This is a genomic window from Cupriavidus sp. GW823-FHT07B10, from assembly GCF_058794355.1.
On sequence record NZ_JBXAGS010000002.1, the window covers coordinates 247,521 to 261,178 of the forward strand.

Annotated in this window: 12 protein-coding genes; 8 read left to right on the forward strand and 4 right to left on the reverse strand. The window is 66.9% G+C overall.

Going from position 1 to position 13,658, the window contains the following annotated elements; all coding sequences use genetic code 11:
• The 3 genes from AC1Q6V_RS05995 to AC1Q6V_RS06005 form a co-directional block, all read right to left on the reverse strand.
• A complete protein-coding gene (locus tag AC1Q6V_RS05995; RefSeq protein WP_010813778.1) occupies positions 1–882 on the reverse strand; it encodes an undecaprenyl-diphosphate phosphatase in 882 nt (293 codons plus the stop codon).
• Between the two features lie 78 nt (positions 883–960).
• Positions 961–1,521: a DUF1439 domain-containing protein gene (locus tag AC1Q6V_RS06000; protein WP_439668137.1), complete on the reverse strand. Its 561-nt coding sequence runs from the start codon at positions 1,519–1,521 to the stop codon at positions 961–963.
• Between the two features lie 41 nt (positions 1,522–1,562).
• A complete protein-coding gene (locus AC1Q6V_RS06005; RefSeq protein WP_037023570.1) occupies positions 1,563–1,868 on the reverse strand; it encodes a hypothetical protein in 306 nt (101 codons plus the stop codon).
• Positions 1,869–2,144: 276 nt separating this feature from the next.
• Between AC1Q6V_RS06005 and AC1Q6V_RS06010 the strand changes: the two genes are divergently transcribed.
• The 6 genes from AC1Q6V_RS06010 (at position 2,145) to AC1Q6V_RS06035 (ending at position 10,029) form a co-directional block, all read left to right on the forward strand.
• Complete coding sequence (locus AC1Q6V_RS06010) at positions 2,145–2,960, forward strand: TetR/AcrR family transcriptional regulator (protein ID WP_454751188.1); 816 nt, start codon at positions 2,145–2,147, stop codon at positions 2,958–2,960.
• 2 nt (positions 2,961–2,962) lie between these two features.
• The gene (locus tag AC1Q6V_RS06015; protein ID WP_454751189.1) at positions 2,963–4,075 is read left to right on the forward strand and encodes an efflux RND transporter periplasmic adaptor subunit; all 1,113 of its coding nucleotides are present in this window, start codon (positions 2,963–2,965) and stop codon (positions 4,073–4,075) included.
• Between the two features lie 11 nt (positions 4,076–4,086).
• Positions 4,087–7,332: an efflux RND transporter permease subunit gene (locus AC1Q6V_RS06020; protein ID WP_454751190.1), complete on the forward strand. Its 3,246-nt coding sequence runs from the start codon at positions 4,087–4,089 to the stop codon at positions 7,330–7,332.
• Positions 7,333–7,445: 113 nt separating this feature from the next.
• Complete coding sequence (locus AC1Q6V_RS06025; protein ID WP_010813784.1) at positions 7,446–8,099, forward strand: protein-L-isoaspartate O-methyltransferase family protein; 654 nt, start codon at positions 7,446–7,448, stop codon at positions 8,097–8,099.
• 13 nt (positions 8,100–8,112) lie between these two features.
• On the forward strand, positions 8,113–8,436 hold the full coding sequence (locus AC1Q6V_RS06030) for a rhodanese-like domain-containing protein (RefSeq protein WP_011615877.1): 324 nt from the start codon (positions 8,113–8,115) through the stop codon (positions 8,434–8,436).
• A 75-nt stretch (positions 8,437–8,511) separates the two neighbouring features.
• Positions 8,512–10,029, forward strand: coding sequence for a TolC family outer membrane protein (locus tag AC1Q6V_RS06035; protein ID WP_454751191.1), 1,518 nt, complete (start codon positions 8,512–8,514; stop codon positions 10,027–10,029).
• Between the two features lie 67 nt (positions 10,030–10,096).
• Here the strand turns inward: AC1Q6V_RS06035 and AC1Q6V_RS06040 are convergent, their stop codons facing one another.
• Positions 10,097–10,921, reverse strand: a complete 825-nt coding sequence (locus AC1Q6V_RS06040; RefSeq protein WP_058696701.1) for an META and DUF4377 domain-containing protein — start codon at positions 10,919–10,921, stop codon at positions 10,097–10,099.
• A 356-nt stretch (positions 10,922–11,277) separates the two neighbouring features.
• Between AC1Q6V_RS06040 and AC1Q6V_RS06045 the strand changes: the two genes are divergently transcribed.
• Both AC1Q6V_RS06045 and AC1Q6V_RS06050 read left to right on the forward strand, forming a co-directional pair.
• Entirely contained in the window at positions 11,278–12,567 is a 1,290-nt protein-coding gene (locus tag AC1Q6V_RS06045) for an O-antigen ligase family protein (RefSeq protein WP_454751192.1), read from the forward strand.
• Positions 12,564–13,655: a glycosyltransferase family 4 protein gene (locus AC1Q6V_RS06050; protein ID WP_454751193.1), complete on the forward strand. Its 1,092-nt coding sequence runs from the start codon at positions 12,564–12,566 to the stop codon at positions 13,653–13,655. The genes AC1Q6V_RS06045 and AC1Q6V_RS06050 overlap by 4 nt, the downstream gene beginning before the upstream one ends.
• Positions 13,656–13,658 lie beyond the last annotated feature (3 nt).

Sequence of the window (13,658 nt, forward strand, 5' to 3'; positions counted from 1 at the left end):
TCAGGCGTGCCAGGACACCAGGCCGGAGTACGCGGTCAACAGCACCACGATGCCGAAGGCGATACGGTACCAGGCAAACGGCTTGAAATCATGCGTGGCGACGAAACGCAGCAGCCAGCGCACGCACAGGAAGGCGGACAGGAAGGCAAAGACGAAGCCCACCGCGAAGATGCCGAGGTCGTCCCCGTTCAGCAGCGCGCGCGCCTTGTACAGCTCGTAGACGGTGGCGCCGAAGATCACCGGGATCGCCAGGAAGAACGAGAACTCGGTGGCCACCTGCCGCGACAGCCCGAACAGCATGCCGCCGATGATGGTGGCGCCCGAGCGCGAGGTGCCCGGCACCAGCGCGAAGCATTGCGCCAGGCCGACCTTGAGGGCATCGCGCCAGTTCAGGTCATCGACCGATTCAATCCGCGGCGCGCCGGCCTTGGCGGCCTCCAGCAGCGCATTGCCCTGCGGATGCGAGACCGTGCCGCGGCGCGCGTCGCGCCATTCGGCCAGCAGGATCACCACGCCGCCGACGATAAAGGCCAGCGCCACCGAGATCGGGTTGAACAGGTGGGCCTTGATCCATTTGCCGAAGATAAAGGCCAGCACGATGGCCGGCACCGAGGCGATCACCACGTTGGCGGCAAAGCGTTGCGCGAGCGGCTCGGCGCGCAGGCCGCGCACCACGTTGCCGATGCGCGCGCGGAATTCCCAGCATACCGCCAGGATCGCGCCGAACTGGATCACGATTTCGAAGATCTTGCCCTTCTCGTCGTTGAAGTCGAGCAGCTGGCCGGCCAGGATCAGGTGGCCGGTGCTGGAGATGGGGAGAAACTCGGTCAGTCCTTCGACGATGCCGAGTATCACGGCTTTCAGGGCAAGTGCGATTTCCATGCGGAACGGAGAAACGTGGTCATGGGCGTTGCCCGGCATGCGCGCCGGACCGCCTGGATTGTTGTATGAGCGCCCCGGTCACGGGCGGTTGATCTTGACGTTGATGCCGTCTGGCAAAACGGTGATTGTACCGGGTGCCACATTCCTGCCGGCAACCCGCAGCTGGTCTTCGCGGAAGGTATAGAGCGGATAGTCCTGCAGCAGCTGCTCGGCCAGGATGCCGCCCAGCGCGTTGAGCTGGCGCGAAAACTGCGCGGGCATGCCCTGCACGTCGAAGCGCTGCACCTCGGGGTCCTGCAGCACCACCGAGCGCGTGGGCTCGTCATAGCGCAGGCCGCTGTCCAGGGCGAAACGCCCTGACAGGGCCCGGCTGAAGAACAGCTTGTTGTCGATCATGGCGTCAAACTGCACGTTGACGCGGTTGCGCGCCGGGTCCAGCGTCAGCTGCGGGTTGGTCAGCTGGATGTCGAACAACTCCATATAGCGCTTGTTGAACGGAAACTTGCGCTCCAGCGCCGCCTGCAGCTGGCTTTGCGAGAAGGTGTATTCGTTGCGGAAGGCGCCGCAGGCGGCCAGGCCCACGGCCAGCGTGGCCGCGGCTGCCGCGGCAAGCCAGCGCCGTCGGGAAGTCCGGATCATATTGCCTCCGATTGCGGGATAGTCAGGTGGCGTACCAGGCGTCATGCGAGCGGACCGGGCCGCCCGGGCCCGGCCTGCGGCGCGGTCAGGATTTCCAGCCGGGTCAGCCAGTGCAGCGCGGCTTCGCGCGAATCGCCGCACATCTCGGCCGACGGCTTCAGGCCGCCGCAGAACGCAGGCCGGTCCGGGCTGCCGAATACCGCGCAGCGCATATCCGGCAGCAGCTGCGCGCACGGCTCGCCTGCCGGCTTGCCGGCGGGCATGCCGGGTAGCGGCGAGGCAATCGACGGGGCGATGCAGCAGGCGCCGCAGCCCGCGCGGCAGGAAAGGTCTGACCGGCAGCTCATGACGATGGTTCAGGATGTGCAATGGACAGCCGCAAAGCGGCCGGCACAAAACGGACATTGTGCCCGAAGGGCCGCTGTCGTCCTGTAAGAAAAGGAAAACGCCGTAAGCCGCGCCCGGGCGCCGCCGGAGAAAGCGCACAACAAGCCACACATAGCAAATCAGCCTCAGTGCCGCCTCGGTGTGTTCCCGAGGGTCGCCGGCCTGCGCTTGACCCCCTCATGGCGCTCATCTACATTACTGACCCACAAGTTATTAACTTTCTGACCCGCCCCCACGTGCCCCGCAGTACCCGCAAGACATCCGTGAAAACACCCGCCGATCCGCACAAGGACGCCGACACCCCGCGCTGGAGCCGGCGCAAGGCCGCCCGCCCGCAAGAGCTGGTGGCCGCGGCGCTCGACCTCTTCGTTGAGCGCGGGTATGCGGCCACCCGGCTGGAAGACGTGGCCGCGGCGGCCGGCGTGTCCAAGGGCACGGTCTATCTTTACTTTGCCAACAAGGAAGAGCTGTTCAAGTCGGTGGTGCGCGAGAACCTGGTGCCGGCACTGGCGCGCGGCTCGGACCTGGTCGACGCCTACGACGGCAGCACACCCGAGCTGTTGCGCGAGCTGCTGCGCGGCTGGTGGGGCCTGATCGGCGCCACGCCAGTGGCGGGCCTGACCAAGCTGATCATGGCCGAGTCGGCCAATTTCCCCGACATCGCCCGTTTCTATAACCAGGAAGTGATGATGCCGGGCGACGAGTTGTTCGCCAAGGTGCTGGCCCGTGGCGTGGCGCGCGGCGAATTCCGCGCTCTGCCGGCCAACCCCACCACGACGCTGGTCTGTGCGCCGCTGGTGTTCCTGATGCTGTGGCAGCGCGCGCTGCGCGCCACCGCCGAGAAGGACATCGACCCCGAGGCCTTCCTGGACGGCCTGCTGGACACGCTGCTGTTCGGGCTCACCACCGGCGATGCCCGCAATCGCCCGCTGCCGCCGCAGACCGGCCCCTATATCTGGGAACGCATCCGCGACGACATGCTGGCGCAACGCGCCGCCGCCATGGAAGCCGACGCCGAGCCCGATCCCCCTGCGCCGCGATCCGGCCCCTGAACATGAAGCGCAAGCCCCTGCTGATCACCGCCGCCTGCATCGCCATCGCGCTGACCGCCACGGTCGCCGTGCGCAAGGCCGGCAGCGCGCGCCAGCCGCAGGCGCCGGCCCAGGCCGCCGTCAACGTGGTGGAATTCCTGCAGACCGACCTGGTCAGCGTGGCGCGCCAGGACCTGCGGGTGTCGCTGCCGCTGTCGGGCAGCCTGCGCGCGCTGAACCAGGCCTCGGTCAAGGCCAAGGTCTCTGGCGAGGTCAAGGCGGTGCTGGTACGTGAGGGCGAGCCGGTGCGCGCCGGCCAGGTGATCGTGCGCATCGATCCCACCGAGTACGAGGCCAGGGTGGCGCAGGCGCGCGGCCAGATGCTGGCCACGCGCGGGCAGTTCGAGAACTCGCGCCAGACCTGGGAGCGCAACCGCGAGCTGGTCGGCAAAGGGTTTATCTCCAGGACCGCGTTCGACAAGTACCAGGCCGACCTGGACGTCGCCCACGCCAACCTAGACGCGGCCCAGGGCGGCCTGGCGGTGGCGCAGAAGGCGCTGGCCGACACCGTGGTCAAGGCCCCGCTCGACGGCATGGTGGCCGCGCGCGCGGTGCAGCCGGGCGAGAAGGTCTCGCCGGATACGCGCCTGGTCGACGTGGTCGACCTGCGCGTGCTGGAACTGGAAGCGCCGATCCCGATGGCGGACGTGGCGCGCGCCGCGGTCGGCCAACCGGTGGCGCTGGACGTGGAAGGCGCCGGCCGCTTCACCGGCAAGCTGGTGCGCATCAACCCGGCAGTCAGCCAGGGCACGCGCAGCATCATGGTCTATATCCGCGTCGAGAATGCAGACCAGAAGCTGCGCGCCGGCATGTTCGCGCGCGGCGCGCTGGTGCTGGGCGAGCGTGCCGGCGTAGTGGCGGTGCCGTCCTCGGCGGTGCGCACGGAAGGCGAGCGCGCCTTTGTCTATGCCATCGACAAGGACACGCTGGCCGAGCGCCCGGTGCAGCTTGGCATCCGCGACGAGGCCAGCGGCATGGTGGAGATCGTCTCGGGGCTGAACGCGGGCACCGAGATCGTCCGCAACAACCTCGGCACGCTGCGCAGCGGCAGCCAGGTCAAGCGCGTCAAGGCATAAGGGCCCGCGCCATGTGGTTCACGCGCCTGTCGATCCGCAACCCGGTGCTGGCCACCATGATGATGATGGCCTTCATCGTGGTGGGGCTGTTCTCTTACCAGCGGCTGCCGGTCGACCAGTTCCCCGACATCACCTTCCCGGTGGTGGTGGTGCAGACGGAATATCCCGGCGCCGCGCCGGAGTCGGTGGAGTCCGACGTCACGCGCAAGGTCGAGGAGATCGTCAACACCATCTCCGGCATCGACGAGATCTTCTCGCATTCGTACCAGGGCACTTCGGTCGTCGTCATCAAGTTCGACCTGAGCGTCGACGTCGGCCAGGCCGCGCAGGACGTACGCGACAAGATCGCGCTGATCCGCCCGCAGTTCCGCGACGAGGTGAAAGAGCCGCGCGTGCTGCGCTATGACCCGTCCGATGCGCCGATCTTCTATCTCTCGGTCTCCAACGCACCGGGCGCCACCCGCAGCCAGCGCGAGCTGACCACCATCGCCGACCAGATCGTGCGCAAGCGGCTGGAGACGGTGCGCGGCGTGGGCGCCATCAATATCGTGGGCGGCACCAAGCGCGAGGTCGAGATCCGCATCCGGCCGGCGCAGCTCGAGGCGCTGGGGATCGGCGTGGACCAGGTCATGAACGCCATCCGCAACGAGAACCAGGAACTGCCCGCGGGCGAGCTGCGTTCCTCGGCCACGGAAACGGTGGTGCAGATCAAGGGCCGCGTGCCCACCCCCGACGCGTTCCGCCAGATCATCGTCGCGCGCCGCGCCGGACAGCCGGTCACGCTGGGCGAGATTGCCGATGTGCGCGACGGCCAGGAAGAGCAGGAAAGCCTGGCGCTGCTGGACGGCAAGCGCGCCCTGTTCCTGTCGGTGGTGAAGGCGCAGGGACAGAACACGGTCGATACCGTCGACGGCCTGGTGCGCATGACCGAGGAAACACGCAAGCTGGTGCCGGCCGGGGTGCAGCTGAACGTGGTCAACGACACCGCGCGCGGCATCCGCAGCAGCGTCAAGGAGGTGCGATCGACGCTGCTGGAAGGCGCCTTCCTGACGGTGGCGATCGTATTCCTGTTCCTGGGCTCCTGGCGCAGCACGGTGATCACCGGCCTGACGCTGCCGATCGCGCTGATCGGCACCTTCGGCGTGATGTATATGTGCGGCTTCACGCTCAACGTGATCACGCTGATGGCGCTGTCGCTGTGCGTGGGCCTGCTGATCGACGATGCCATCGTGGTGCGCGAGAACATCGTGCGCCACAACCTGATGGGCAAGGACCACCGCAGCGCGGCGCTGGACGGCACCAACGAGATTGGGCTGGCGGTGCTGGCCACCACCTTCTCGATCGTGGCGGTGTTCCTGCCGGTGGGCTTCATGGGCGGCATCATCGGGCGCTTCTTCCACCAGTTCGGCATCACCGTGGTGGCGGCGGTGCTGATCTCGATGTTCGTCTCGTTCACGCTGGACCCGATGCTGTCGTCGGTCTGGCATGACCCGGACCTGCACGGCACCGGCAACAAGAAGAGCTGGTATGGGCGCACGGTGGGGCGGTTGCTGGACTGGTTCTCGGCAAAGATGGACAAGCTTGGCAACGGCTACGCCGGCATGCTGGGCTGGGCGCTGAAGCACCGGCTGGCCACCGCCATCATCGCCGCGGTGACCTTCTTCGGCAGCTTTGCGCTGGTGCCGCTGATCGGCACGGAATTCGTGCCCAATGCCGACCTGGGCGAGACCCAGGTGGGCTTCACCACGCCGGTCGGCACCTCGATCGAAGTCACCGAAGCCAAGGTGCGGCAGGTGGAAGCCGCGCTCAAATCGTTCCCCGAAGTGGCCTACACCTACGCCACCATCAACTCGGGCAATGCCTCGGGCCGCAACAATGCGCTGGTGTCGGTGCGCCTGACCGAGCGGCGCTCGCGCCAGCTGTCCACCGCGCAGCTCAACCCGCTGATCCGGCAGCGCCTGGCGGGCATTGCCGGCATCACGCTGACGATGGTGGGCATGCCCGACGGCGCCGGCGGCCAGAAGGCGATCCAGGTATCGATCCAGGGCGATGACCTGGACGAACTGCGGCGCCTGTCCAGGGAAGCCGGCACGCGCATGAAGGCGATCCGCGGCCTGGCCGACCTGGATTCGAGCATGAAGGACGACCGCCCCACCATCGAGGTGCGCATCCGGCGCGAGCTGGCCTCGGACCTGGGCGTGGGCGTAGCGCAGATCGGCAATGCCCTGCGCCCGCTGCTGGCCGGCGACGCCATCAGCTCATGGCGCGCGCCCGATGACGAGAACTACGACGTGCGCGTGCGCCTGCCCAGGGACGCGCGCACCGGCATGGCCGACCTGAGCGCGCTGATGATCGCCAGCAGCCAGACCAACGCCGACGGCTCGCCCAGGATGGTGCCGCTGCGCCAGATCGCCGAGCTGGTGCCGACCACCGGCGCCAACCAGATCAGCCGGCGCGACCTGAACCGCGAGGTCGAGCTGACCGCCAACGTGGCCGGGCGCTCGGCCGGCGAAGTCGCGCGCGACGTCAAGGCCGCGCTGGACGGCATGAACTGGCCGGGCGGCTACAAGTACCGCTTTGGCGGGTCGACCAAGTCGATGAACGAGTCCTTCGGCTACGCCGTGTCCGCGCTGGCGCTGGCGGTGATCTTCATCTACATGATCCTGGCCTCGCAGTTCGCCAGCTTCTTCCAGCCGATCGCCATCATGACCTCGCTGCCGCTGACGCTGGTCGGCGTGTTCGCGGCGCTGCTGCTGTTCCGCTCGACGCTGAACATGTTCTCGATCATCGGCTTCATCATGCTGATGGGGCTGGTGACCAAGAACGCGATCCTGCTGGTGGACTTCGCCAACCAGGCGCGCCAGGGCCATGTGGACCAGGGTGGAGTTGGCGACGGCCGCCAGCCGCTGTCGCGCGAGGCGGCGCTGGTGGAGGCCGCGCACGTGCGGCTGCGCCCCATCCTGATGACCACGCTGGCGATGATCTTCGGCATGGTGCCGCTGGCCTTCAGCCTGGGCGAAGGCGCCGAGCAGCGCGCGCCGATGGGCCAGACCGTGATCGGCGGGATCATTACCTCATCGATCCTGACGCTGGTGGTGGTGCCGGTGATCTATACGTATCTTGATGATTTCGGCGCCTGGCTGCGCCGGCTGTGGCAAGGCAAGCCCGCCAGCGAGCCCGCAGCGCACGCGCAGCCCGCGCCCGGCCGGCAAGCGGCACCGGATCGCCCGGCCCCGGCGGAGGCCAGCGCGGAATGAGCCTGGCGGCGTCTGCAAGGTTAAAATAAAGGGTTTGATAAGACTGTCCGGCCGTGGCACCGCGCGGCCGGCGCACAGACCGACAGCGGTTGGCATTGGTAAGGAATGGCAAGATGGATCTCGAAAAAGCCCGATTCAACATGATCGAACAGCAAATCCGCCCGTGGGACGTGCTGGACCAGGAAATCCTGGACCTGCTGGCGGTAGTCAAGCGGGAGCAGTTCGTCCCGGCCGCCTACGCCTCGCTGGCGTTCGTCGACATGGAGATTCCGCTGCCCGCCGGGCAGAACATGCTGGCGCCGCGCGTGGAAGCCCGCATCCTGCAGGACCTGGCCGTGCGCAAGCATGAGAACGTGCTGGAAATCGGCGCCGGCTCCGGCTACATGGCCGCCCTGCTGGCCAACCGCGCGCGCCACGTGCTGACCGTGGACATCGTGCCCGAGCTGGTCGAGCTGGCCCGCACCAACCTGGCCAACGCGGGCGTCACCAACGTCGACGTGGCCGAAGGCAACGCCGCCGACGGCTGGAGCGCCGCCGCGCCCTACGACGTGATCTGCATCTCGGGCTCGCTGCCGGCGATTCCGCAGTCGATCCTGTCGCAGGTCAAGGTGGGCGGCCGCATCGCCGCCTTCATCGGCGAACTGCCGGTAATGGAAGCGCGCCTGGTCACACGCGTGTCCGAGACCGAATACCAGGTCGTCAACCTGTTCGAAACCGCGGTCAAGCCCCTGCAGGGCGCGGCCCGGCCGTCGCAATTCCAGTTCTGAGGACAGATCCACCATGCAGGTCATCAAAGCGACCGAACTGGCCCAGTGGCTGGCCGATGCCAGCCGCGCCAAGCCGGTCTTGCTCGACGTGCGTGAAGGCTGGGAGGTGCAGACCTGCGCCATGCCCGGCATCACCCACATCCCGATGCGGGACATCCCCGCGCGCGCGGCCGAACTCGACGAAGACGCCGACATCGTCTGCATCTGCCACCACGGCGCACGCAGCATGCAGGTGGCGGCCTACCTGGAGCGCCAGGGCTACGGCAAGGTCTACAACCTGACCGGCGGCGTCGACGCCTGGGCCAGCGATGTCGACCCGGCCATGCCGAAGTACTGAAGCGGCAGTCCAGCACAGCAACACCAAGAAGAATCGACTGTAGCCGCGGCCCGCGCCCGGCAACCTGGAGCTTTCATGACGTTTGCGCCCAACGCCCTGCCCGGAGTGATCCGGACACGCCTGGCGATCGCGGTTTCCCTGCTTGCCCCGCTGCTGGCCATGATGCCGGCGGCACCGGCAAGCGCGGCCGACCTGCTGCAGGTCTATCGCGATGCGCAAGCCAATGACGCGCAGTTTGCCAGCGCGCGCTCGCAGCTGCTGGCCACGCGCGAGCGGCTGCCCCAGGGCCGCGCCGGGCTGCTGCCGCAGGTGGTCGGCACCGCGGGCGCCAACCGCACCAAGCTCGACCAGACCGCGTCCCTGCCGATCGGCGGATCGCCCAGCGCCTCCGGCACGCGTTTCTTCAACAACAACAACTGGCAGCTGCAGCTGAGCCAGCCGCTGTTCCGCTGGGACCGCTGGGAAACCTACAAGCAGGGCGAACTGGCGTCGCTGGCCGGTGAAGTCAGCTTCCACCAGGCCGAGCTCGACCTGATCACGCGCAGCGCGCAGGCCTACTTCGACGTGCTGGCGGCACAGGACAACCTCTACCTGGCACGCGCGCAGAAGAAGGCCATCTCCGAGCAGCTGGAGCAGGCCAAGCGCAATTTCGAAGTCGGCACCGCCACCATCACCGACACCAACGACGCCCAAGCCCGCTACGACCTGGCCACCTCGACCGAAATCGCCGCGCAGAGCGACCTTGAGATCAAGCGCGCCACGCTGCAGCAGATCACCGGCAAGCCGGTCGACGAAGTGCTGGGCCTGCGCCCCGAGGCACCCATCCCCGGCCCGCAGCCGCCCGACGTCAACGCCTGGGCCGCGCAGGCAGAGACCAGCAACCTGCAGGTGAACCTGGCCAGCTACAACCTGGAAACCGCCCAGCGCGAAACCAACAAGGCCAAGGCCGGCCACCTGCCCTCGGTCGACCTGGTGGCCTCGTACGGCTTCACCAACCAGACCGGCAGCGCCACGCAGGCGATCTCCACCCATTACAACGCCTCGCAGATCGGCGTGCAGCTGACCATGCCGATCTTCGCCGGCGGCCAGATCCAGTCGCGCGTGCGCGAGACCCTGGCCCTGGCCGACAAGGCCGCCAGCGACCTGGAATTCGCGCGCCGCAGCGCCGCGCAGACGGCCCGCCAGACCTACTCCGGCGTGTCCAACGGCCTGGCCCAGGTCAAGGCCCTGGAAGCCGCCGAACGCTCGGCCACCAGTGCGGTGGAATCCAACCAGCTCGGCTATGAAGTGGGCGTGCGCATCAATATCGACGTGCTCAACGCCGAAGCGCAACTGTTTTCGACCCGGCGCGACCTGGCCAAGGCCCGCTACGACACCATCATGAACGGCCTGAGGCTGAAGGCCTCCACTGGCGTGCTGCAGGAAGCCGATGTGGTGCAGATCAACACCCTGCTGACCTCTTCGCCGGGCGCGCTGTACAAACTGCCCGCGCCCGCCCAGGCCGGCGCCAGGGCCCCGGCAAACCCGCGCGCCTCGGTCGAGCGCCGCGGCACGCGGCGCGAAGCCACGCCCGCCGGCGCACCGCGCTCCTGATCCTCCGCAGCACGCCGCAAAGCAAAACGGGCCGCAACTGCGGCCCGTTTGCGTGAACGGCGTCGCACTACTTCGCCCGCGTACGCGACTCCACCTTCAGCAGCTGCCAGCGGATCGACGACGCATCCGCCGGCGGGTTCGGCACCTGGTACTCGCGCACTCGCAGCGTGTAGGCCACGCCCGGCTCAAAGTCCAGCCCCTCGATCGGGCCATACCAGAGCTGCCACGGCGCCTCCGGCGATTCGCGCCAGCGGTAGCACGTCATCTTGCCCACGCCGGAGCACTCCACGCGCTGAGAATCGATAAAGACCACCTTCTCCACGCCGCCGGCCTCCACGCTCGCACCGCGCCTGCCCACGCCTTCGCGCTCGACAAACTGCAGCAGGTCGCCGCCGGCGGTCTTCCAGATGATCTGCCGGCCCGTGCTGCCCGCCGACGGCTGCGTGCCGACCGTGGCAAACGGCGTCTGCATCGCCTTGAGCAACGCCGATTCCAGTTCCATGCGCGGCGGCGGGCAAGCCATGCGCGTGCCGGCGATGCGGTCGAAGCGGATGCCGGTATCGGTCTTGCCATAGCTGCCGGTAAAGCGGTTGCAGCCACTGGTACCGCTGACCGTGCCCTGCGCGGCATCGATGCCCTCATTGAACTCAAAAATGATGGGCTGGCCGTTGTCGCCGTGCGGGATATCGCGCTGCGCGCCGTCGGGCTGCTGCCAGCGCACCAGTTCCCAGCGGCTGGGGCCGGAGGGTTGGGTCTGGTTGAGGTTGGTGCCGGCGGAGGGGAGGTCAGGCGCCGGCGCGGTCGTGCAGGCCCCGAGCATGGCTGCCACCAGCAAGGCGGCCGCGCTGCGGGCAGCCAGGGAGAAGGGGAACAGGCTGGTACGGCTGTGCATGAAGGGCTCCTGTAACAGGCCGCTCAAGACGGCCGCATGGATGCAATCGACAGATCTGACAAAGGGCATGCCGAAAAGTGCACCCTACTGATACATCAGTTTAGCAAGGCGGTTGCGCCAAAGCGCCGGTGAAGCATCGATTGAATCACATACATTCTGTAACGTCCCAACCGGTTCGGCGGGCTAGGATGCGGAACATCAAGAAATCCCACCCTGACCATCCGATATAATTGCCTCGCCCGGCCCAGCAATGTGACCGACAGGCTCCGCTGCCCAACAGGCGGCGACAAAATAATAAGAAGGATGGATCGGCCCGCATCCCGAGTGCACAACCCTTCCTCCGGAAACCTCTCTCCATGCTCTTGATGACGAGATTGCAGAGACCCCAATCGTATGGGGTCGACAAAGCTCTGTACCTGGCCGCCTGTGCCGTTCTGGCAGCGTTCCCTGCGCTGATGTTTGTCAAGCCGACGGTTAGCAACCTCTGCTACGGACTCCTGCTCGGCTGGAGCGCCATCACTCTCGTTGCCGGCGGACGCGAGGGCCGGACGGAATGTGGGGGGCTGTTGCGCAGGTACTGGTTCTTCATGCTGGCCATGGCGGCGTTGCCGCTGGCAGTGCTGTTGCAGCAACTGCTGTCGGGGGCGGAGGAGCCGCATGTTTCTTACCTTTACCTGCGCTTTGCTTTGTTCATTCCGTTGGTTTTTGGGATGGTACGGCTTGGCAGGGGTGGGATGCGGAATGTGCAGTGGGGTTTCGTGGTCTGTGCGCTCCTTTCCGCGGCCTGGATTCACGAGGCGACAGCTGCCGGTCGCCCAGCTCACGTAGGGTCCTCCAATATCATTCCCCTTAGCAATCTTTCCATGCTGATGGGAATACTCGCCCTGATTTCAATTGGATGGGATCGTCCCAGGGACTACCTGCAATCGGGCCTGAAGCTGCTGGCAGGCTTTGCCGGCCTGTACGCCTCATACATGAGCGGCACGCGTGGCGGCTGGCTCGCCATCCCCGTGCTGGCACTCATTGCGCTAGCTGCATCACACAGGCTGACGCGGATGCACAAAGCGGCGGCCATGGTTGGGCTGGCTGGCCTCATGAGCCTCGCGTGGCTCGGCAGCGCCCGCGTGCAGCAGCGCATGGCAGACGTTGTATCCGAAGTGTCTCAATTCGCTCAGCATGTAACGCTGGACACCCCAACCGGGATACGGCTACAGCTCTGGCGGGCCTCACTGGAAATGATACAGGCTCACCCCTGGACCGGCGTAGGGCCAGAGAAGTTTGAGTGGACCCTGCAAACACTTGCGGCGCGGCATGTAATCACCCCAATGGCTGCCACCATGCCGCATTCACACAATGAACTCCTGCATGCTACGGCCACGCTCGGCATCCCGGGCCTACTGGCAATCCTTGCCCTGTATCTGGTACCAGCCGCCTTCTTCCTGCGCCATCTTGGCAATGCAGACCGGGGCACGCAGGTTGCCAGCGCCATGGGCCTGGCCCTGTGCTGCGGCTTCATGGTGTTCGGCCTGACCGAGGTCATGTTCGCCACGACCCTGGTCAATGCCTTCTACAGCCTGATCATGGCCGTTTGCTTTGCCTATGTGGTTGCTCGCAAGGACGCATTGCCCGCGCGGGCGGCCAGTTGAGCCAGGACTCACGACGCCACATCTGCTTCCTGACCGGTACCTTGAATGCGATGGCCGGCGCGGAGCGGATGACCGCAACGATCGCCAATGCGCTGGCCGATCTTGGCCATCGTGTCACGATCCTGAGCCTCTGGGATGCTGCCAGCCGGTTCCCTCTGCATCCACGCGTGCGCCATGAAGCGCTGTTCGCGCAACGGCCCTCCTTCAAACGCGCCTATTTCGCCACGGTCGCTGGCATCCGCAGGCACTGCACCGCGCATCGCATCGATGTGCTGGTACAGGTCGACACCATGCTCGAACTCTTCGTGCTGCCTGGCACGCTCGGCCTGGGCCTGCACCATATCGCGTGGGAGCATTGCCATTTCGACGAGGATCTCGGCAAGCCGGCGCGCAAGGTGGCACGTCGGCTGGCCGCGCAGTTCTGCCGGCAGGTGGTCGTGCTGACAGAACGGGACCGCCGCCGCTGGCTTGAGGCACTGCGGCCGCGCAGCGAGGTAGTCTGCCTGCCGAATCCGTTGCCATTTCCGATGCCGGCCGAACCCGCGCCACGCATGCAGAAGACCGTGCTGGCCATGGGCCGGCTGGTCCCGGCGAAAGGTTTCGATGTCTTGCTGCGCGCCTGGCAGAAGGTGGTGGAAGCGGAACCGGAATGGCAACTGGTCATCCACGGCGAAGGCGAAGCGCGCGCTGCCCTCACTGCACTGGTCGGCCAGTTGCAACTGCAAGGCCGGGCCAGCCTGCCGGGCATCTGCCAGGATCCGGCGCAGGCCTACGGGCGTGCATCGGTCTTCTGCCTGAGTTCGCGCTATGAGGGATTCGGGCTGGTGCTGATCGAAGCGATGGCCTTTGGCCTGCCGATCGTATCAACCGATTGCGAGACCGGACCCCGCGAACTGCTCACCCCGGGGCAGGATGCGCTGGTGGTTGCCCCGGATGACGCCGATGCGCTGGCCAAGGCGCTGCTGGCGGTGATCCGCCAACCGGAACTGGCGAGCCGCCTTGGCGCCGGTGGCCGCCACAAGGCAAGCCATTTCACGCTGGAACGGCTTGCCTTGCAGTGGGATGCCCTGGTCAAGGCACCAGGGTAAGCG